Consider the following 19392-nt stretch of genomic DNA (forward strand, 5'->3'; position numbering starts at 1 on the left):
CTACACGATCACGCAACGACAACTATGAAGGAGCAACGTCAAATATGACCTGATACCCAACGACAACTACCCCGTTGACCGGCCAAGATAGTTGTCGCTGACCGGCCATGCTGCTTGACGCTCTCTAACAAGCGGATCGAGAAATTTCAAAAGCAGTCCACGGGCCTTCGAAATCTGAGCATGAGGCAGTTGGCGGCTGAAACAGTGACCGTGCCAGATGCCGCCATCCTTGCGTCATTTGGCAAATCGACTGTTCCATTTCTGGAAGCCGCAAGCCTCCACAGGCACGAATGCTCGACATTGAGTGCCGCGCGCGACCTTCTCCTCCCTCGCCTGATCTCCGGACAGCTTTCCATCACGCAGGCCGAGCGGGAGCTGGAGGCCGTCGCCTGACATGACGCCACGTTCACTCTCCGGTGAATTTTCCGAACACAGCTCCGTGGAGCAGCCGGCACTGGCGTTGTTACAGCAACTGGGCTGGCAACACGTCAACCTGATGGAGGAGAAGCCGGGGCCGGATAATCCGACCGGCCGCACCAATTTTCGTCAGGCCTGGCTCCCGTCGCGCTTGCGCGCGGCGCTCACTAAACTCAACCCTGGTTTGCCGGCGGACGCACTGAAACTGGCCGAGGAGGCGCTGGTGCAGGATCGCTCCGCGCTTTCGCCCATCGCCGCCAATCGCGAGCTTTATTACTTGCTGCGTAATGGCGTCCGCCTGGAGGTGAAACACCCCAATGACGGCAAGAGCGAAACCATCAACGTCCGCGTGATCGATTGGCGCGATGCGGGGGCCAATGATTTCCTTGTCGCCAGCCAGGTTTGGATCGAGGGGCTGCTTCACAAGCGCCGTCCAGACACCCTCGGCTTCGTCAATGGCCTGCCACTGCTCCATGCGGAGTGGAAGGCGCTCTCCAAGCCGATCTTCAACGCCTACGATGAAAACCTGCGCGATTATCGCGACACCATCCCGCAACTATTTCCCTTCAACGGTTTCGTGATCCTTTCCAACGGTCATGAATCGCTGATGGGCGGCTCGCATACCGATTTCGATTTCTTCGCGCCGTGGAAACGCCTTGATGAGGATGGCCCGGAAGACCCGAGCCTTGAGACGATGCTCCGAGCCACTTGCGAGCCGGCGCGATTCCTCGACCTGATCGAAAACTTCCTGCTGTTCGATGAAGCTAAGGGTGGTCTGCGCAAGGTGGTGGGCAAATACCATCAGGTGCTGGGCGTGAACCGCGCGATGGCAGCGGTGGAGCATGTCGGCCAGAATAAGGGCCGCCTCGGCGTGTTCTGGCATACGCAGGGATCGGGCAAATCTCTCTCCATGGTGATGTTTGCCGAAAAGGTGCTGCGGCGCCTGGGCGGCAATTACACCTTTGTGATCGTGACCGACCGCACCGAGCTGGACGACCAGATCGCCGGGCAATTCGCCAGCGTTGGCGCGCTCACCAAGGATACGCAACAGGTGCAGGCGGATAGCCGGGTGCATTTGCGGGAATTGCTGGCAGGAAACGAACGTTACGTCTTCACTCTGATCCAGAAATTCTCGACTGCTGATCGGGAGCCAATGCCCGTACTCTCCGACCGTTCTGACATCATCGTGATTACAGACGAGGCGCACCGCAGTCAGTATGACCAGCTCGCCGCTAATATGCGCGCGGCGCTGCCCAACGCCGCTTTCATCGGCTTCACTGGCACGCCACTGATCCAGGGCGAGGAAAGCCGCACTCGTGAGGTGTTCGGCGATTACGTCTCGGTCTATGACTTCGCCCAGTCCGTCCGCGATGGCGCAACGGTGCCTCTCTACTATGAATCGCGCAAACCAGAGCTTCAGCTCAACGCTACCGAGTTGAAGGAGGAACTGGATGAACTGCTCGATGAGGTGGAGTTGAGCGAAGAGCAGGAGAAGAAGCTCCAACGTGAATTCGGTCGACAATATACGCTCATTACCACCCCCGACCGGCTCGACAAGGTGGCCGATGATGTAGCGCTGCACTTCGCCATGCGCGGCTATCGCGGTAAGGCAATGTTCGTAGCCATCGACAAGGCAACTGCGGTTTCCATGCATGATCGCGTCAAGGCTGCGGTCGCCCGGCTGATCGCGGCGGATGAAAAGGCGCTCAAGACTGCGCATGAGGCGGAGGGCGCGGCTATTGCCGAGCGGCTAGTGTGGTTGCGTGAGCTTGATATGGCCGTGGTTGTCAGCCAGAGCCAGAACGAGATTGGCGACCTCAAGAAAAAGGGCCTAGATATTCTCCCTCACCGCGAACGGATGCAGAAGGAAGACCTGGAGGAGAAGTTCAAGGACAAGAACGACCCGCTGCGGCTCGTCTTCGTCTGCGCGATGTGGATCACTGGCTTTGACGTGCCCAGCATCGGCACTGTCTATCTCGATAAGCCGATGAAAAACCACACGCTTATGCAGACCATCGCGCGCGCCAACCGCAACGCGCCGGGCAAGACCAGCGGTGTGATCGTCGATTACGTGGGCGTATTCAACAATCTGCAAAAGGCGCTGGCTATTTACGCAGGCAGCGCGGGCGGTGCCGACGAAGACGAAACGCCGATCAAGGACAAGGAAGCCTTGGTGAAGGCGTTAGAAGAGGCGCTGGAACAGGCGCGCAGCTTCACGCAGCTGCTCGGCGTCGATAGCGATGCGATCATGGCGGCGGATGCACTTTCGCGCCTCGGCCTGATTGCCAAGGCGGTGGAGGTGCTGGTCGCGCCTGACGAGCGGCGGAGGGAGTTTGGTCAGCAAGCCAGTGCAGTGACCAAGGCATATAAGGCGTTGCTGCCCGATGAGCGGGCCGCGCCCTATCTTAAGCCGGTCGCTGTGTTCCACATGCTAGCGGACGCCGTGAAGGCGAAGCTCGGGCCGACGGATATCTCCGCCATTCAAGCGAGGATCGCCGAACTGCTGGACGAGAAACTGGAAGGCGTCGCCATCCTGACGCCTATCGTTGAAGGTGCAGGCGCCGAAGGACGCGTCGATCTATCCGGTATCGATTTCGGCAAGCTGGCCGAGTTGTTCGAGACGAGCCCCAAGGTCGCTATCGAACGAGCGCGGGAGAAGGCCGAGGACAAGGTCAAGAAGATGGCAGAGGCCAACCCGACCCGCGTCGATCTGGTCGAGAAACTGGAAAAGCTGGTCGCCGAACACAACGCGGGCTCCATCGACGCGGAAAAGTTCTTCGAGGCGCTGAAAGAATTTGTCGCCGGCCTCTCCGAGGAAGAACAGCGGGCCGCCCGTGAAGGGCTGACCGAGGAGGAGCTGGCGATCTTCGACCTACTTACCACGCCGGAGCCGAAGCTGACCGGGGCCGAGGAGACGGAGGTAAAACGCGTGGCGAGGATGCTGCTAGCCAAACTCCACGAGCTGGTGGACGGCGTGGACTGGTTGCGCGGGCAGGAAACGCGCGGCGCGGTGTGGTCGGAAATCCGGCAGCGGCTGAACGAATTGCCGCAAGAACCATATCCGGATGCCCTGTGGAACGCAAAGGTCAGCCAAATGTGGGATTTCGTGACGCAGCGCTATGCGGGCGAGGGCGCGCATATTCACTAGTGCGGGCTCGGATAGCGGTTTGGTGTTCATGTTCATGCAACCTGTGCTGCATGCGGCCAGCAAATGGCCGTCACGGGATTACTTCACAATATCAGAGGATGAGCGCCCGGCAGCTCACCCCGCGGGACACACGTCATCGTGCCTCGACTTCTGCTGGTCGAGGCGCCGGACCAATTGAGCGTGTTTATGCGGCGTCGGCATGGGGGTTCATCGAGCAAAGCTGGGCAGGCCTGCAGCCCGGAAAGGCAAGCAGGCCACGCCCCGATCAGGCGCGCGAGCGGAACGGCAGTACGTTGGCAGCCGCGGCGCCTTTGGCCACCGCCGCGTTTGCACGGTTCAGAGCATTGCGGACCGCGTCCTCACAGGCATCGCGGACGATATTGTCGACCGAGCCGCGCATCGAGATGCGGATCTCTCTGGCGACGGCGCCGGTATAGGTGCGGCCGTCGACCGTGATCGCGCTGCACCAGCTGTCCATCGGGTCATCTGGATTCTTCATGGCATACCTCCAGTAGAAAGGACGACTTTGTCGGGAGTATCGCTAACTCCCACAGCAGAAGGCTACCGCGGGATCCGGTTTAAAGGGGGCTTAAATCGTGGAGTTCGCAATGCTCGCGCTGATCAAGTGTCGCTTGAGCGGGTACCGGAAATCGCCGTCATGCATCGCCATCCCATTGCGGACTCAGCTCATACAGGACCGAGTCCACCTCCTCCGGCTCGGTGTCGATGCGCGAAATTCTCGAATCCCCCGGAAATCCACAGTGGAAAGCCCCGACCAAGGCGGGGCAGTCACTGTGGGAAGCGCCATTTCCGCCTCCGCTTGCAGGAGCCACGACCAACCTTGGCACTTATCCACAAGGCAGCTGGGTAGAAAGAAGGTAGAAGAAAGGTAGAGGGCAAAAGTAGCCCGAAAAACTCAACGCCACCAATGGGTTATAAACATGTCGTGCGACGTAACCCCGAAAAGTCGCGACGCAACCCCGATAACGCGCGACGTGCCCCCGACCATGGAGCGACGCAACCCCGACTGCTTTCATAGCTTTCTCCACAAGACTTGAGATTTTCCCTTTGTGCTGATCTCGATCCGGCCGCCCACAATGATCTCCACCCGCTCGAGCTCCCGCATGGCGCGGTCGAGCGCGCCTACGAAATCTCTCATTCGCCCCATGTATTGGAGCTTGCTCTTGAGCCAGTCCATGGCGTATCGCTGGATGGTTTCGTTGGACGTGGCTACTAGCCTTTGTAGCGCCTTCGCCATATCTTGACCCGGCTTGATTCGTAGACGTTTGTCCCAGTCAATCAATGCGAACTCGCGATTGCCAAACATGAGTCGCCATCGAGGGTCGAGACGCAACGTGTAGGCTTCTGCCTCGTCATCGAAGTCGAAGCCATCGATCATGTGCAGAGCTCGGTTCCTACCGACCGACAACTTGGGCCTGCCATCTTTGTCTCGAACCTCGATCACCAGCATGGCGAAGGTGAGCGCCTGCATGGCCCTGTTCAACCAGTTGTACTCGTAGTTTCCCGTTTGCCGCCCGATGGAACGCAAGAACGCCGCCCGTTTGATGATGACCGGTCCGCCCAATGGGCTGCGGCTGGCCTCATATACGGACTGCATCCAAACATCCGCCTGCCCCTCGTCCAATTGCTCGCCCCAAAACTTCATTACTGCGTCAGCGCGGCTCACAAGTACGGTACCCTTGTGAATCCCCTTGTGGCCCCGCGCCACAGGTGCGTAAACGCTTGAACGCGCAAGATGATTTGGCATCGCCCGCATAAACTCGTCCATGCCTGGCACGAAAAATTGAGGCTCGTCGCGCCCACTTCCTCGAGTAGCTTCTCGTGCCACAGACTCGGCCGCGCGTAGCTTCATGCGCTCGAAAGCGTTGCTGGCTTGCTCAACATGGGCATTGGCAATCGAGACGGTCGACGCACCTTCAGTCAGTCGGCACTCATCCGAAGTGGACGTCCCGCGCTCCCCGATCTCCGCTAGCGGGAGCAGACTCTCAGGTTGACGGAGGCTCATTTGGTCCCCCTTGCAACCAGCTGCTGCGCTCGTTCCCGCTGTTGCCGTTTAGTTGGTCGTCCAACCCGCTGCACATTCACATCTTCTTTGGTTTGGGCCGGTTCAACCGGCCCACGCGACGCATCCGCTAGCTGAACGTTAGTCCCGAGCGGTGGTTCTTGATGTACTACTTCAGACTCAAGCCAAACACGACCACGCCGGCCCGGAATCTGGATGGACGGCGGCAGCCTATGCGGAGCTCGAGTGAGGTCTTTGAAAACAGTATCGGCGGCGCAGCAAAGATAGTTCGCCGCGAGTTCGTGCGCGTTGAGCGCCCGGTCAGCAAGCTGGCCAAGAGGAGGTTTGTTGGATTTTCTGGACACGGCTATCCCCAGCTCCCAGGAGCAACCTGGGTGACGCCGCGGCGTCTTAGCTAGAGATTGGGGTTAGGTTCGTTCGAGCGAACTTTCGGAGTTCTACCGAGCCCAGGCGACGACCTGCAAAACCTGGGTTGCCACACCGCATACTTGGCTGTCGTACTGGCGATCTATGTTAGGCCGCGGCCAGCGAGATCAACCATCGCCCATGAGGCTATACGAAGGGTATACGCTTGCATGCTGCCGGTTCGGATACCCTCAGGGAGTCGACCCCCATCGACTATGAATGGCTCCGCTCAACCTCAAGTTAATTGGCTCTCCCTTGAGGTGCCGCTATCGCATCTCATTGTGCGTAGCGCGGCATTGACCCTTTTATATCGCCTCCAGCATCCCGCGACAACTTCGTTGTCGCTTTTTTGCCGCAGATTCATCCAATCACGTCCAGTCCCGGGACACTTTTGGGACACACGGGCAGGAAATGTAGGGAGGTGTGAGGCAGTGTGACCGTAAAAACAAAAACCCGCGAAGCCTTACGCCACGCGGGTTTCCGTGAAATCTATTGGTGGAGCGGATGAGGATCGAACTCACGACCTTCGCATTGCGAACGCGACGCTCTCCCAGCTGAGCTACCGCCCCAACGAATCACCGATTCTACACACACAAAATCCGTTTTGCCAAGCGTCAAATGTGACCCCAGGCAAAACTACTTTGAAGGCGCTCCGGCGAGCACCCAGGCCACAACGGAATGGATATCGCCGGCGCTCATCCCGGGGTGAGAAGGCATAGGAATAGCTCCCCAAACCCCGGCCCCACCGTCCCGAACCTTCTTCTCCAGCTTGCCCTGAGCCCCAGCATCGCCCTTGTACTTCGCGGCGACATCCAGAAACGAAGGCCCAACCAGCTTGCGATCCACCGCATGGCACCCCATGCAAGCATTCGTCTGAGCGACCTTCAACCCATCCGGCACAGCAGCAAAAGTCGGCAAAGCGAAACCCAAACCTGCTCCAGCGACCAACACCCCAGCCACAACCCCACCAACCAAACGCCGCATCACAAAGCCCCCGTATTCCCCGGCTTCGTAGCCGACGAATTAGTCACGGGCGCGGGCGCCTGGTGCTCAATAGGCTGCGAGGTCACGCCCGAATCAGGCACCGCCCCCACCGTCGGCGCATCGGCAGCAGGCGCCGCCGCCGATGCACTGGGCGCAGCCGCCGTCGCCACCGTCGCCTGTTGCGGGTCGATGTACTGGTAGCACTTCACCACCTGCGTCACGCCCATCACCCCGGCCGTCGCGTTGGCGGCGATATTGCCTTCCTGCGGCGTAACCAGCCCCATCAGATAGATCGTGCCGCGCTCGCTCACCACCTTGAAGTTGTTCGCGGAGATGTCCTTATAGGCAATCAGCTCTCCCTTCACGCGTCCTTCGAGGTACGAGTCGTTTGCGCGCGAGGAAAACGAGCTGGCCGGCTGCACCGCCAGCTCGTTGACGATCGATGCAACGTTCGTCACGGCTCGCACAATGCTCTCGGCCTTCTGCTTCGAGGCGTCGTCGGGCACTTCACCCGTGATCAGCACGCGCTGGTTGAACACCGCCACGTTCACGTGCGCCGTGTCGGGCAGTTGCTTGCCGAGATCGGCCAGCGCCTTCACCTGGATCTCGCGGTCTTCGGTTTGCGATCCCACCGTGCGGCGGTCGGTTGCCACCAGTGCTGTGCCGCCCGCCGCGCCCGCCAGCGCCAGGAAGCAGCCCTGCAGGCTTGCGCAGAGCGAGGCTGCGAAGCCGATCGTCAGCGTGGTCCGTGCCAGCGCGCGCGTCATGCCGTATCTGCTCATCAACTTCCCCTCTCTTCGTCTTACGGTGTCAGTCTTCGCCCAGCAGCATCGCGTCGATGCCGTCGCACAGGCAGTGAATAGTTAACAGATGCACTTCCTGAACACGCGCCGTTCGGTCGCTCGGCACGCACAGCTGAATGTCGGTATCGGCGAGCACGCTGTTCACGTCGCCGCCGCCCTTGCCGGTCAGCGCGATCACGACCATTTCGCGTTCGTGCGCTTCCTGAATGGCGGCCAGCACGTTTACGGAGTTGCCCGAGGTCGTGATGGCGAGCAGCACGTCGCCGGGCTGGCCGAGCGCGCGCACCTGCTTCGCGAATACCTGCTCGTACGCGTAATCGTTGGCAACGGCGGTGAGCACCGAGGCGTCAGTGGTCAGCGCGAGCGCGGGCAGGCCCGGGCGTTCGCGCTCGAACCGGCCGATCAGTTCGGCGGCGAGTTGCTGGGCAGTGGCGGCGGATCCGCCATTGCCACACGCGAGAATCTTGTTGCTGTTCGCGAGCGCGGCGAACATCGTATCGACCGCGGCGGCAATCGGGACCGCCAGGGTTTCCATGGCCGCGAGCGTAGTGGCTGCGCTATCGCGGAAGTGCTGTTGAATGCGTTCGACGGACATCGACTCTCTAATCTGTACTGCGGGTATCGCAAAATTTCCGCGCGGTGCGGCGTGCCGCAAGTTTAGCGCACTCAGGGGCGTTCATTTTCACCCTTCTTTCTATTGCGTAAGTTTTAGCTCTCGTGCGCTTCCGGTTGAAACGCGTCGCGCAGCCAGACGAGCCGGCCGCTCTCGAACGCGATCACGTCGAAGCGGCACGCGGGCGGCGTTCGCGCTTGCGTGGCCGCTTTCCCATTCGCATCGGCGGCGCGCCACGTCGCGAGAAAGTAGCGCGCCGCGCGCAGCACGCGCTGCTGTTTGCGCCACCCCACGCTCGCCGCCGCGCCGCCGAATTCCGGCCGCGCGCGGGCGCGCACTTCCACGAAAACCAGCGTGCCGTCGCGCTCACGCATCACGAGATCGAGTTCGCCGCCGCGGCAATTCACGTTGCGCGCGACCAGCTCCAGGCGCTCGCGACGCAAAAACGCCAGGGCGTGCGCCTCGAAACGCGCGCCCGTCGCGCGGCGTTGGGCATTCGACTGCGCTCGCGCGCAAAAGTTGTCGACGCGTGCACTTTCGTTCGCGCCGCTTCCCTCGGGTGTACTCGCGCCCGCGTGGCACAATGTCGGCCTCTTTTCCTGCTTTCGCGCGTTGCGTGTCATGACGTCCCTCTCGTCCCCCTTCGAACTCGCACAGGCCCAGCAGTATCCGGCCGCCACGCTGTACGTCGTGGCCACGCCCATCGGCAATGTCGCCGACATCACGCTGCGCGCCCTGCACGTGCTCGGCCTCGTCGATCGCATCGCCGCCGAAGACACGCGCAACACCGGCCAGCTCCTCGCGCGCTACGGTATTTCGAAGCCGCTCGTCGCCGTGCACGAGCACAACGAGCGCGAGGCGGCGCAGCGTGTGATCGAATTTCTGCGCGCGGGCGAGCGCGTGGCCTGCGTTTCGGACGCGGGCACGCCCGGCATTTCCGATCCGGGCGCGAAACTCGTGGACGCCGTGCGCGCCGCCGGCCTGAACGTCGTGCCGCTACCTGGCGCGAGCGCACTCGCAACGGCGCTTTCCGCTGCCGGCGACTGGGTCTCGACCTTCACGTTCCTAGGTTTTCTGCCGCCCAAGCCCAAGCAGCGCGCAGCCGCATTGCAGCCGCTCGCCTCGCATACGCACGCGATGGTGTTCTACGAAGCCCCGCATCGCATCGTCGAAACCGTGCAGTCGCTCGCCGATGCGTTCGGTCCCGCGCGCCGCATCCTCATCGCCCGCGAATTGACGAAGCTACACGAGTCGCTCTGGAGCGGCACCCTGGCCGAAGCGCCAACGTGGCTGGCAGGGGACGCGAACCGTCAGCGCGGCGAGTTCGTGCTGGTGGTGGAAGGCGCGAGCGAGCAGGCGGAAGGCGAAGCCGATCACGACGCGCTCTTGCGCGTGCTGCTTCAGGAAGTGCCGGTGAAGGGCGCGGCGAAGATCGCGGCGGCGCTCACGGGCGCGTCGCGCAATGCGCTCTACGCGCGGGCGCTGGAATTGAAGGGTGAAGGCGGGGAAGAAGCGGACGACTGAACCGCGAGCCGACAACAGTCAAAAGCACGTGCCAGAAAAACCGAAGGGCCGCCTGAGTCAATCAGGCGGCCCTTCGCATGTGCATTCGACTCTGCCAGGCGGTTCAGCCTCGGGCGCGTCGCGGCGCACTCAGCGCCACGCCCAAACGAGATCGCTTAGTGATCGATGTTCGAGTTCGCGGCAAGCATATCCGCTTGCGCGGCCTTCGCTTCCTGGCGCGTGAGGCCTTCGATGTCCACCTTCGCCGTACCCGCATGCTGCACGCCAAGGAGCTTGGCGGCGGCATACGAGAGGTCGAGCACACGGCCACGTGCGTACGGGCCACGGTCGTTGATCTTCACCACTACCCACTTCGACGTGCCGGGCACGCTCACGCGCACATACGAGCCGAGCGGCAGCGTGCGGTGCGCAGCCGTGAGCGCCTTCATGTTGAAGCGCTCGCCGCTTGCGGTGCGGCGGCCGTGGAACGCGCGGCCGTACCACGAGGCGCGGCCGGTCTGGTGGAACGAGTGGACGTCCGGGCCGTTCTCGTCGATCGCCTCGGCGTTCGCGAGCGAGTTGTCCTTCGCGGTGCCCGATGCGGGCAGCGCAGCGAGCGCGGAGCCGTAGCCCTGCGGCGCAGTGAAAGCCGCGTCCTTCGTGCGAAGGGCGTCGCTGGATGCCTGGTCCTGCTGGGCAGGCGGCACGGCGCAACCGGCCAGAATGGACACGGCTGCGAGACTCCCGAGTCGTCGTCGAGTCAGTCTAAGGTTCATAACATTGCCATCACGTTCTCGAAGCCTGTCCCGCGCCATGTGTGCGCGTTGTCGGAAAGGCTTCGGCGGTCGCGGGCAAAGCTTCGCCATCGCTCGCCTGGAATGAAAAAGGCGAACGCGTGCCAATGCCCGGATGCAGCCCTAATAAGCCGCTAACCGCTAGTTATCTTTCACGTCTGGCGCAACCTGTCCCCGGCAGCCTGACCAGACCCCACATGCCGCCATCGAACGATGAAGCTCGTTCAGGCGCGCCGGAAACTCTCGGCGCACAGGAACGGCGGCGTAGGCCCCACCCAGCGTCACGGCATGTAGGCCGTTGCAGGCGCGTGGCACCTGGCTGGGCAAGACGTGCGGCGTCGAACGGATCGACACCTGATTTGCTATCTTGTAAGGCAGCCTGTTGCGGCCCGCCTAGAACGACAGCACTGCTTGACGGCGATGTATGCGACCTCTTTTTTTTACGAAGGTCACACCGCCCTTTGAAAGCACGAATTCCGTGCGTGATGGGTCGCATTATACCCAAAAGTTATTCCTGTCACGCCGGTGCCTCACAAATCTCCATGATTTTTCACTATTGATGTAACAAAGCCGTTCGCCTTGCGCCGCCGCATCCCTTGTCAGACAAGGGACTGAGGCTGTCGCGAGCGGCGTCGGCGGCGCTTCCTGCACCCCGGTACAATCGATCCTTTGGCTGGGGCCTTTGGCACGCGACGTCGATTTCGACGCGTCGCTGTACCCGCCCCGCGAGACCCGAACCCCACGATCCCCGCATGAAAGTCACGCTGATTCCCGTCACACCGTTCCAGCAAAACTGCTCGCTGCTCGTCGACGAAACGACGAACCGCGCCGCCGTCGTCGATCCGGGCGGCGACCTCGAACGCATCGAGGCCGAGATCGAACGTCAGGGCGTGCAGCTGGAAAAGGTGCTGCTCACCCATGGCCACCTCGACCACTGCGCCGGCGCGAAGGCGCTCGCCACGAAGTTCGGCGTGCCGATCGAAGGCCCGCAGGAAGACGAGCGCTTCTGGATCGACCAGTTGCCGCAGCAGAGCGTGCGCTTCGGCTTCGGTCACGCCGAGGCGTTCGAGCCCACGCGCTGGCTTCAAGACGGCGACACGGTGCGCTTCGGCGGCGAGGAACTCGAGGTGTATCACTGCCCCGGGCACACGCCGGGTCACGTGATCTTCTTCAGCCGCAAGCACCGGGTCGCCACGGTCGGCGACGTGCTTTTCGCGGGTTCGATCGGCCGCACGGACTTTCCGCGCGGCAATCATGCGGACCTGATCCGTTCGATCCGCGAAAAGCTCTGGCCGCTGGGCGACGACGTCACGTTCGTGCCGGGCCATGGCCCCGTTTCGACATTCGGCGAGGAGCGCCGCTCCAACCCCTACGTCGCAGATGGCGTACCTGGATGAGAGTGAAAAGTAAGATGAATCAAGCCGCAATTGAGGAGATTTACGTCAGCACTGACGTCGAGGCCGATGGTCCCATTCCCGGCCCGCATTCGATGCTGAGTTTCGCTTCGGCGGCGTACACCGCCGACAAGCGTTTGATCGCCACGTTCTCGGCCAATCTCGAGATGCTCGAAGGCGCGGCGCCGCATCCGGTGCAGGCCGCCTGGTGGGAGACGCAGCCCGAGGCCTGGGCCGCATGCCGCAAGGATCTGCAAGACCCGGCGGCTGCGCTCGTCGCCTACGTCGAATGGGTGGAGGCGCTGCCCGGCAAGCCCGTGTTCGTGGCGATGCCGGCGGGCTTCGATTTCACCTTCATGTTCTGGTACATGATGCGCTTCGCCGGGCGTTGCCCGTTCTCCTGGTCGGCGCTCGACATCAAGACGCTCGCCTTCGCGATGACGGGCTTGCCGTACCGCAAGTGCATCAAGCCGCGCTTTCCGAAGCACTGGTTCGACGATCACCCGCACACGCACGTCGCGCTCGACGACGCGATCGAGCAAGGCGCCCTCTTCTGCAACATGCTGGCCGACCTGCGCGCACAGCAAGCCGCGCTCGCCGCTGATGGGGACGACTCAGGACAAAACGCCGCGAGCACTCCGGCAAATTAGGTAATCTCCCTCATCATCTGCGCTTTGCATTGCGTTCTGTTCTCCTGGCCTCTAACATTCAGGAATACAGCGACGCAATGGAGGCGCAGTTGACACTCGATACGTTCTCTCAGAAGATCCTGCGCCTGCTGCAGCTCGACGCGCGCCGCTCGGTCCAGGAAATCTCCGACCAGGTGGGGCTCTCCAGCACCCCTTGCTGGCGCCGTATCAAGGACATGGAACAGTCGGGCGTGATCCAGCGCTACACGGCGCTGCTCGATCGCGAAAAGCTTGGCCTGCACGTCTGCGCGCTCGCGCATATCCATCTCACGCGCCACACCGAAGGCGGCGTCGAAGCCTTCGAACGCGAGATCGCCACCTGCCCCGAAGTCACCGAGTGTTACAGCACCACGGGCGAATCGGACTACATCCTCAAGATCGTCGCGCCCGACATCAAGGCCTACGACGCCTTCCTGCACGAGCGCATCTTCCGCATTCCCGCCGTGGCGCAGGTGCGCACGAGCGTCGTGCTGCGGGAAATCAAGTTCGATACGCAATTGCCGCTGTGAAGCCACGACGGCGCGGCGGCTTCTCCGCCGCGCCGAGCGCACTCAATGCGACTCGCGCGATTTGCCGTGCGCGGCCAGTGCGCCATGCGCATCGAGCGCCTGCATGACGACGAGCTTGCTCGCGCCGAGGCGCGCGCGCAGCGCTTCCAGATCCATGGCGGCCACGCGCCGCGCGTCGTCCGCCGCGGCCAGCACCACCTGAATCTCCAGCCCCGTGCTCAAGTAGTGCAGCGTGATGCCTTCGACATGCACGTCATGCTCCGCCAGCTCGCTTCGCAGGCGCCTGGCCACGTCGTCGCGCGCGGGCAGGTTGGCCACGGAGCGCACGTGCATGTCGTCTTCGGGATCGACGTGAATCAGTGCATCTAGCACGCGTGCATCGGTGAGCAGGCGAGCGCGCGCCGTCTCCGCGATGTAGTGCCCTTCCGAAACCGAAATCAGCGGATCGACGAGGATGTGCGCATCCACTAGCGCGAGGTCGCCGGTCTTGCGTGTGCGCATCTCGTGCACGTCGAGCACGCCCGGCGTGCCCATCAGCAGCGCGCGCAGGTCCGCGGCGGCGGCTTCATCGAGCGCGCGGTCGGAGAGGTCCTGCAGCGCGTCCCAGCCGAACACCCAGCCCATGCGCGCGACCATGAAGCCGACGATGGCCGCCGCGATCGGATCGAGCAGCCGCACGCCGGCGAGGCTGCCCACGATGCCGATCGCCACGACCAGCGACGAAGCCGCGTCCGAGCGCGCATGCCATGCATTGGCGATCAGCATGGCCGAGCGCACGCGCTGCGCCTCGCGCAGCATGTAGCGAAAGAGCCCTTCCTTGGAAACCAGCACGAGGAGCGCCACGACCAGCGCGCTCACGTGCAGCGCCGGAATATCGCCGAGATTCATGATGCGCGTGCCGGCGCGCACCAGCATGCCGACGCCCACCGCAATCAATAATGCGCCAAGGAATAACGACGCGACCGTCTCGTAACGGCTGTGGCCGTAGTTATGATCGGCGTCCGGCTTGGCGCCGCTATGCCGGTTGGCCAGCAGCACGACGAAGTCGGAAACGATATCGGCGAGTGAATGTACGCCATCGGCAATCAGCGCCTGCGAATGCGCAAACACACCGATGACGATTTGCAGCACCACCAGAACAGAATTGACGCCAACGCTGACCCACGTCGTACGGCGTGCGACCTCGTGTTTATCTGAGAACGGGGGGGCGGCGGAAGAAGTCATGCGCGGCGAGAGAGCAAATTAGGGAATAACCGCGATTGTAGCGACTGCATGCGACGATTTTATGGATAGCCCTAAAAATCTCTTTTAAATCAGATGCCTACAAGACCAGGAAGCATTCTCATTCAAGCCGTGGATACGGTTCGAACCAAACCGCACATGGTGCAGAAAATCAAAAAGCCGCGCGTCCCCGGACTGCGCGGCTTCTTGTTTTCGAGAATCAGGAGATACCTCGCCCGACTCCGCTCCTGCTTTCACTCATGCGCAGCGCGTTCAAACGCGCCGCTGACAAGTTGATTTACTTCTGGATCAGAAAACGATCGCGGTCTTGACCGGCGATCCAGCGCGGCGGCTTGCCACGGCCCGACCACGTGCTGCCGCTGTCGGGATCGCGGTATTTCGGCGCAACGCTCGCACGCGAACGGCTGGCTGCCTTCGCGGCTTTGGCGCTGGCGCGGCCGCCACCGAGTTCTGCCAGGGTAATGCCGTAGTCGGCCATTTTCTGCTTGATTTCATCGAGGACCTCGGCATATTCGCGAGCCTTCGCCTCTTCAATCTGCTTTTCCAGCTTCTCTCGCTGAGCGAGAAGTTCCTTGTAGGAAGACATAGGTGCCCTTGTGGTTTGATCTTAATGGCTACTGATCTCGCGTCAGTATGCCGATTGATAGATGCGTGCCTCGGAAATCGGTGGCGAGATTAACACAGATTTGAATGCCGGGTTGCGTGTAAGCAATAAAAATAATTAAAGCCAGATTTCCAATCCCGCGCCTTCCAGCAAGCCTCTAACTCATTGTCATTTCGTGCAAATCGGTATTTTTACTAAATCCCGCTTTTGCCAGATAAATCCACATCTCATAATTAGCAGCGGATGAAAATTAAATGCGTTGAAATACGTCAAACATTTCATCGCATGACAACTTCGAGCCAATAAACGGGGATAGAAACCGGTTGCTGCTAAGCAGCATGAGGCGACGCGCTATACAGGACGGCGGACAACGCCCGCATGGGTGGAATAAACCGTCATTGCGTATGGCGCTCAATGCAGTCGGCTAGCACCGCATGCAAGGATTGCAAATCAAACTGTGGCGCATCGAAAACAAAGCGCGTGCGGGCGCCGTCGATCACGAGATCCGCGCCGTAGCGATCCACGCCTGCGAGATCCAGGTCAACGCGGCGCGCGGGGTGCGTTTCGAAAAAGCGGATCAGCGTGGTTTCCTCGGCGGGAGCGAGCGGCGCCAGCGTGTCGAGATCGGCGCCGTCTATCCAGCCCATCGCGCCAAAGCCGCCGATATAGCGCAGCCGCTCGACGTGCATGACCCAGAACGTGAAGTCGCCGAGTGCGAGATAGCGCTCGGCGTCCGGGTGATAGCGCACGTAGCGCCGCGCCAGCGCCTCGCTCGCTTCGTGGGCGGCTGATTCGACCGGTGCGACCGGTTCGAAGCGGCCGAGCAGCGTGGCGCGCGGGGCGTTCAGCACGTCGGCGTCGGGTGCGTGCGCGACGAGAAAGCCCGCGCGCGGGTCGTCGAGCAAATTGCGCGTGTGCTCGGCCAGACGGCTCACCAGGATCACCGGACGGTGCTGCGCGTCGGGCGCGAACGGCAGCAGCGTCGGATACGGAAAACCGCGCGGCTCGCGCGAGTGGGTGGCGAGCGTGCCGACAGGCGCCTGGTGCAGCAGATGCAGCGGGGCGTGAGCGGGAATCTTCAAGGGCGCGTCCTCGAGTCGAACAATGGATGCTCCTGATATTAGAGCAGCCGGCCCGGCCAACGCGCTGCGACAGGCCAGTCGCACCTTCGTTAGAATCATCGTTTGCTTTCAGGCGCCTTCCTGGTCCCTTTTCTTCCTTCTGCCCGGAATTCCCGTGTCCGACCGACCGACCGACCCCGCCCTCGCCGTTGCGAGCCCAGCCGCCCACCATCGGGCGCTGCCCGCCGCCACGCGTCATCGCGCGCGCATCGCGACCATGGCGCTCTTTTTCGTCGCCGGCATGATGTACGCGTCGTGGGGCGTGCACGTGCCGACCGTGCGCGACAAGTTTCATCTAAGCCCGGCGCTGCTCTCCTATGCGCTCTTCGCGGTCGCGGGGGGCTCGATTGCCGCGATGACGACCATCGGCGGCTGGATCGCGCGCGTGGGCTCGCGCCGCGCCTGTCTCACCGGCGGCCTGACGATGTCCGTGTGCGGCGCGCTGATCCTGGTGGTCCCGTATTACTGGATGCTGATCGTGGTGCTCGCCTTTTTTGGCGTGGGCATGGCCACGCTCGACGTCGCCATGAACGCCGAAGCGAGCGCCGTGGAAGAAGCCGTCGCCAAGCCGATCATGTCGGGGCTGCACGGCATGTTCAGCCTGGGCGGCATGGCGGGCGCGGCGATTGGCGGCGCGCTGCTCGCGCGCGGCATGGCGCCGGCGCTGCATCTCTTTCTCGCTTCGGCGCTGGCGGCGCTCGTGCTGTTCGTCTCGTGCCCGGCTGTCCTGCCGCACGTGCCGCACGCTACGCACGGCGAGCACGCGAAAACCGGCAACCGCTGGCGCACGCCCGCGCTCTGGGCACTCGGCGCCATCGCGCTGATCGCCCTGATCGCCGAAGGCGCGATGTACGACTGGGCTACGGTCTACATGCGCGACGTGGTGCTTTCCACGCCAGCGCTCGCCAGCGCGGCCTACGCGGCGTTCTCGGGCGGCATGGCCGCGGCGCGCTTCGCCGGCGACGCCGTGCGCGCGCGCTTTGGCGCGCCGCAGCTCGTGATGGCGAGCGCCTCGCTCGCGTGCGCGGGCATGATCGGCGCGCTGTTGCTGCCGTTCTCGTTTACCGCGCTCACGGGCTTCACGCTGATGGGGCTCGGCCTCGCCAACATGATGCCGGTGCTGTTCGCAGCCGCTGCGCGCGTGAAAGGTATCCACGCGGCCGAAGGGCTCGCGCACGTCGCGGGCATCGCCTATTTCGGCTTGCTGTTCGGGCCGGTGGTGATCGGCGGCATCACGCAGGTGACCAACCTCACGGTCGGGCTCGCCGTGGTGGCGTTGTGCGCGGCGCTCGTGGCGTTTGCGGGGCCGAAGGTGCTGCGGCGGCTCGGGATCTGAAGGCGCATCGATAACTGCGTCACGCGCAGCCCCAAACGAAAAAAAGCCCGCAGGCCGAAACCTGCGGGCTTTTCCAATCGCGTGAGCGAAATGGGTAAGTACGCGCTAAGCGCGAATTACATCTTCACGACGTCGAGCAGCGACTTCTTGCCCGACTTGTAGTTGTACAGCGAGATCACGCCGTGCTTGAGGTCGCCCTTCGAATCGAAGGTCGTCTCGCCAATCACGCCCTTGTAGTCCGTCGTCGGCATTTCGGCGAGGATCTTTGCCGGATCCGTCGAGTTCGCACGCTTCATGGCGTCGACGATGATGTACACAGCGTCATACGTGAACGGTGCGTAGATCTGGATCGGCTGGCCGAAGCGCTTCTCGAACTTGGCTTCGAATTCCTTGCCGCCCGGCATCTTTTCGAGCGCCATGCCGGCTTCCGAGCACACGATGTTGTCGGTCGCGTCGCCGGCGAGGTCGGCCAGCTTGTCGGTACAGACGCCGTCACCCGCGAGCACCTTCGCGCGCAGGCCAAGCTGCTTGGCTTGCTTGGCGAACGGGCCGCCGGTAGCATCCATGCCGCCGTACATGATCGCGTCGGGGTTTTCGCCCTTGATCTTCGTCAGAATGGCGCGGAAGTCCACGGCCTTGTCGTTCGTCGCGTCATGCGACAGCACGTTCATTCCGAGCGACTTGGCGGTCTTCTCGAACTCGTTCGCGAGACCCTGGCCATAAGCCGTCGAGTCGTCGACCACGGCAACGGTCTTGACCTTCAGGTTCTTCGCCGCGTAGTTCGCGAGCGCCGGGCCCTGCTGGGCGTCGGTCGCCACGACACGGTAGGTCGTCTTGAAGCCTTGTTGCGTGTAGGCCGGGTTCGTGGCCGACGGCGAGATCTGAACGATGCCTGCATCGCTGTAGATCTTCGATGCCGGGATCGACGTGCCCGAGTTCAGGTGGCCGACGACGGCAACGACTTTATCGTCGACGAGCTTCTGCGCGACCTGGGTGGCCGTGCGCGGGTCAGCTGCGTCGTCTTGTGCGTCGAGCACGAGCGTGACCTTCTGGCCGCCGACCATGAGGCCCTTCGCGTTGATCTCTTCGACTGCGAGACGTGCGCCGTTTTCGTTGTCTTTACCGAGGTGCGCAATCCCACCCGTAAGCGGCGCGACGTGGCCAATCTTGACCGTAACGTCTGCGCTCGCTGCCGTTGCGAACGACGCGAACATAATGGCCGCAGCGCTGATCGGCAACAGCTTGTGAAGCTTGATAGTCATGTAAGTCTCCAGTTTCGAACCCAAAAGCTACGTAATCGCCCAGTGCTCCCGCGCCCCGAACGTGTCGCTCCCCGTGCGGACGACCACGCAGGATGCATCCTTGATGCACCTGGCCAGCATGGCGAATGGTCCGTTCATGGCGGGCCGCCCATCCATACTTGCGCGCAAGTGTAGGTGATCAAATTAATTTGGGGGACTTTTTTCAGATATTGGTGCGAGTACCAATATGCGTACTGCAAGAACAGTTCGAAACCCTGATCAATCGACCGCAAGCCTTATGTAATAAGGCATCCGGACTTTGGATCCAATTATGGGGAGATTCCCTGAGGGGTCCCGCGCGAATCGTTTTTTGGATTATTTGACGGGAGTTATTGGTGTGTTAGCGCACGCGTTCCGGGAATACACCAGGGTGCCGTGCGACCATATGAAAACCCCTCCCATTCGCGATAACGTTTGCGAGTCGCACGGACGCCCGGAACGCACTTTTTTGCGCGTGCCGGTTCAAGTAAGCATTCGATTAATTT

The 19392-nt window shown here is 62.2% G+C and carries 18 protein-coding genes and 1 tRNA gene; 7 read left to right on the forward strand and 12 right to left on the reverse strand.

The window, feature by feature from the left end; all coding sequences use genetic code 11:
- Positions 1-114: 114 nt before the first annotated feature.
- Together AB3X98_RS26205 and AB3X98_RS26210 are read left to right on the forward strand one after the other, a co-directional pair.
- On the forward strand, positions 115-393 hold the full coding sequence (locus tag AB3X98_RS26205; RefSeq protein WP_368603808.1) for a hypothetical protein: 279 nt from the start codon (positions 115-117) through the stop codon (positions 391-393).
- A 1-nt stretch (position 394) separates the two neighbouring features.
- Positions 395-3565 (forward strand): type I restriction endonuclease subunit R, encoded by a 3171-nt coding sequence (locus AB3X98_RS26210; protein ID WP_368603807.1) that lies wholly within the window; start codon positions 395-397, stop codon positions 3563-3565.
- A gap of 265 nt (positions 3566-3830) precedes the next feature.
- On the opposite strand, the gene AB3X98_RS26215 is transcribed toward AB3X98_RS26210, so the two are convergent.
- From AB3X98_RS26215 to AB3X98_RS26245, 7 genes are all read right to left on the reverse strand, one after another.
- Positions 3831-4064, reverse strand: a complete 234-nt coding sequence (locus tag AB3X98_RS26215; protein WP_368603806.1) for a hypothetical protein — start codon at positions 4062-4064, stop codon at positions 3831-3833.
- Between the two features lie 534 nt (positions 4065-4598).
- The gene (locus AB3X98_RS26220; protein ID WP_368603805.1) at positions 4599-5591 is read right to left on the reverse strand and encodes a plasmid-related transcriptional repressor protein; all 993 of its coding nucleotides are present in this window, start codon (positions 5589-5591) and stop codon (positions 4599-4601) included.
- 916 nt (positions 5592-6507) lie between these two features.
- Positions 6508-6583 (reverse strand) — tRNA-Ala (locus AB3X98_RS26225).
- A gap of 67 nt (positions 6584-6650) precedes the next feature.
- A complete protein-coding gene (locus tag AB3X98_RS26230; RefSeq protein WP_368603804.1) occupies positions 6651-6998 on the reverse strand; it encodes a c-type cytochrome in 348 nt (115 codons plus the stop codon).
- A complete protein-coding gene (locus AB3X98_RS26235) occupies positions 6998-7780 on the reverse strand; it encodes a BON domain-containing protein (protein ID WP_368603803.1) in 783 nt (260 codons plus the stop codon). The genes AB3X98_RS26230 and AB3X98_RS26235 overlap by 1 nt, the downstream gene beginning before the upstream one ends.
- Positions 7781-7808: 28 nt before the next feature.
- On the reverse strand, positions 7809-8396 hold the full coding sequence (locus tag AB3X98_RS26240; RefSeq protein WP_069265196.1) for a phosphoheptose isomerase: 588 nt from the start codon (positions 8394-8396) through the stop codon (positions 7809-7811).
- A gap of 113 nt (positions 8397-8509) precedes the next feature.
- Positions 8510-9037, reverse strand: a complete 528-nt coding sequence (locus tag AB3X98_RS26245) for a YraN family protein (RefSeq protein WP_368603802.1) — start codon at positions 9035-9037, stop codon at positions 8510-8512.
- Here AB3X98_RS26245 and rsmI point away from each other — a divergent pair.
- Positions 9036-9938 (forward strand): 16S rRNA (cytidine(1402)-2'-O)-methyltransferase, encoded by a 903-nt coding sequence (gene rsmI, locus AB3X98_RS26250; protein ID WP_368603801.1) that lies wholly within the window; start codon positions 9036-9038, stop codon positions 9936-9938. The genes AB3X98_RS26245 and rsmI overlap by 2 nt on opposite strands.
- Positions 9939-10093: 155 nt before the next feature.
- On the opposite strand, the gene AB3X98_RS26255 is transcribed toward rsmI, so the two are convergent.
- Complete coding sequence (locus AB3X98_RS26255; RefSeq protein WP_069265199.1) at positions 10094-10693, reverse strand: septal ring lytic transglycosylase RlpA family protein; 600 nt, start codon at positions 10691-10693, stop codon at positions 10094-10096.
- A 770-nt stretch (positions 10694-11463) separates the two neighbouring features.
- On the opposite strand from AB3X98_RS26255, the gene AB3X98_RS26260 reads away from it, so the two are divergent.
- The 3 genes from AB3X98_RS26260 (at position 11464) to AB3X98_RS26270 (ending at position 13303) form a co-directional block, all read left to right on the forward strand.
- Positions 11464-12108, forward strand: a complete 645-nt coding sequence (locus AB3X98_RS26260; protein ID WP_069265200.1) for an MBL fold metallo-hydrolase — start codon at positions 11464-11466, stop codon at positions 12106-12108.
- A 14-nt stretch (positions 12109-12122) separates the two neighbouring features.
- Entirely contained in the window at positions 12123-12755 is a 633-nt protein-coding gene (locus AB3X98_RS26265) for an exonuclease (protein ID WP_028203150.1), read from the forward strand.
- Positions 12756-12832: 77 nt separating this feature from the next.
- Complete coding sequence (locus tag AB3X98_RS26270; protein ID WP_174479506.1) at positions 12833-13303, forward strand: Lrp/AsnC family transcriptional regulator; 471 nt, start codon at positions 12833-12835, stop codon at positions 13301-13303.
- Positions 13304-13345: 42 nt separating this feature from the next.
- Here the strand turns inward: AB3X98_RS26270 and AB3X98_RS26275 are convergent, their stop codons facing one another.
- The 3 genes from AB3X98_RS26275 to AB3X98_RS26285 form a co-directional block, all read right to left on the reverse strand.
- A complete protein-coding gene (locus AB3X98_RS26275; RefSeq protein ID WP_368603800.1) occupies positions 13346-14527 on the reverse strand; it encodes a cation diffusion facilitator family transporter in 1182 nt (393 codons plus the stop codon).
- Between the two features lie 295 nt (positions 14528-14822).
- A complete protein-coding gene (locus AB3X98_RS26280; RefSeq protein ID WP_069265202.1) occupies positions 14823-15131 on the reverse strand; it encodes an H-NS family nucleoid-associated regulatory protein in 309 nt (102 codons plus the stop codon).
- Positions 15132-15544: 413 nt separating this feature from the next.
- Positions 15545-16231 carry a HugZ family protein gene (locus tag AB3X98_RS26285; protein WP_368603799.1) on the reverse strand — a complete coding sequence of 229 codons (687 nt, stop codon included), beginning with the start codon at positions 16229-16231 and terminating at the stop codon, positions 15545-15547.
- 154 nt (positions 16232-16385) lie between these two features.
- Here AB3X98_RS26285 and AB3X98_RS26290 point away from each other — a divergent pair, with 154 nt between their 5' ends.
- Complete coding sequence (locus tag AB3X98_RS26290) at positions 16386-17606, forward strand: MFS transporter (protein ID WP_069265204.1); 1221 nt, start codon at positions 16386-16388, stop codon at positions 17604-17606.
- Positions 17607-17722: 116 nt separating this feature from the next.
- Here AB3X98_RS26290 and AB3X98_RS26295 read toward each other — a convergent pair whose 3' ends face one another.
- Positions 17723-18868 (reverse strand): branched-chain amino acid ABC transporter substrate-binding protein, encoded by a 1146-nt coding sequence (locus tag AB3X98_RS26295; RefSeq protein ID WP_342924397.1) that lies wholly within the window; start codon positions 18866-18868, stop codon positions 17723-17725.
- Between the last annotated feature and the right edge of the window lie 524 nt (positions 18869-19392).

The sequence above is a fragment of the Paraburkholderia sp. BR14312 genome, from assembly GCF_040948675.1.
GTDB classification, from domain to species: Bacteria; Pseudomonadota; Gammaproteobacteria; order Burkholderiales; family Burkholderiaceae; genus Paraburkholderia; species Paraburkholderia nodosa_A.

Bases quoted from the DNA above. Each gene is read 5' to 3' on its own strand.
- AB3X98_RS26270 (WP_174479506.1), top strand. From the start codon at position 12,833: ATGGAGGCGCAGTTGACACTCGATACGTTCTCTCAGAAGATCCTGCGC.
- AB3X98_RS26210 (WP_368603807.1), top strand. From the start codon at position 395: ATGACGCCACGTTCACTCTCCGGTGAATTTTCCGAACACAGCTCCGTG.
- AB3X98_RS26245 (WP_368603802.1), bottom strand. From the start codon at position 9,037: ATGACACGCAACGCGCGAAAGCAGGAAAAGAGGCCGACATTGTGCCAC.
- AB3X98_RS26230 (WP_368603804.1), bottom strand. From the start codon at position 6,998: ATGCGGCGTTTGGTTGGTGGGGTTGTGGCTGGGGTGTTGGTCGCTGGA.
- AB3X98_RS26260 (WP_069265200.1), top strand. From the start codon at position 11,464: ATGAAAGTCACGCTGATTCCCGTCACACCGTTCCAGCAAAACTGCTCG.
- AB3X98_RS26235 (WP_368603803.1), bottom strand. From the start codon at position 7,780: ATGAGCAGATACGGCATGACGCGCGCGCTGGCACGGACCACGCTGACG.
- rsmI (WP_368603801.1), top strand. From the start codon at position 9,036: ATGACGTCCCTCTCGTCCCCCTTCGAACTCGCACAGGCCCAGCAGTAT.
- AB3X98_RS26240 (WP_069265196.1), bottom strand. From the start codon at position 8,396: ATGTCCGTCGAACGCATTCAACAGCACTTCCGCGATAGCGCAGCCACT.
- AB3X98_RS26280 (WP_069265202.1), bottom strand. From the start codon at position 15,131: ATGTCTTCCTACAAGGAACTTCTCGCTCAGCGAGAGAAGCTGGAAAAG.
- AB3X98_RS26295 (WP_342924397.1), bottom strand. From the start codon at position 18,868: ATGACTATCAAGCTTCACAAGCTGTTGCCGATCAGCGCTGCGGCCATT.
- AB3X98_RS26215 (WP_368603806.1), bottom strand. From the start codon at position 4,064: ATGAAGAATCCAGATGACCCGATGGACAGCTGGTGCAGCGCGATCACG.
- AB3X98_RS26265 (WP_028203150.1), top strand. From the start codon at position 12,123: ATGAATCAAGCCGCAATTGAGGAGATTTACGTCAGCACTGACGTCGAG.
- AB3X98_RS26220 (WP_368603805.1), bottom strand. From the start codon at position 5,591: ATGAGCCTCCGTCAACCTGAGAGTCTGCTCCCGCTAGCGGAGATCGGG.
- AB3X98_RS26255 (WP_069265199.1), bottom strand. From the start codon at position 10,693: ATGAACCTTAGACTGACTCGACGACGACTCGGGAGTCTCGCAGCCGTG.
- AB3X98_RS26275 (WP_368603800.1), bottom strand. From the start codon at position 14,527: ATGACTTCTTCCGCCGCCCCCCCGTTCTCAGATAAACACGAGGTCGCA.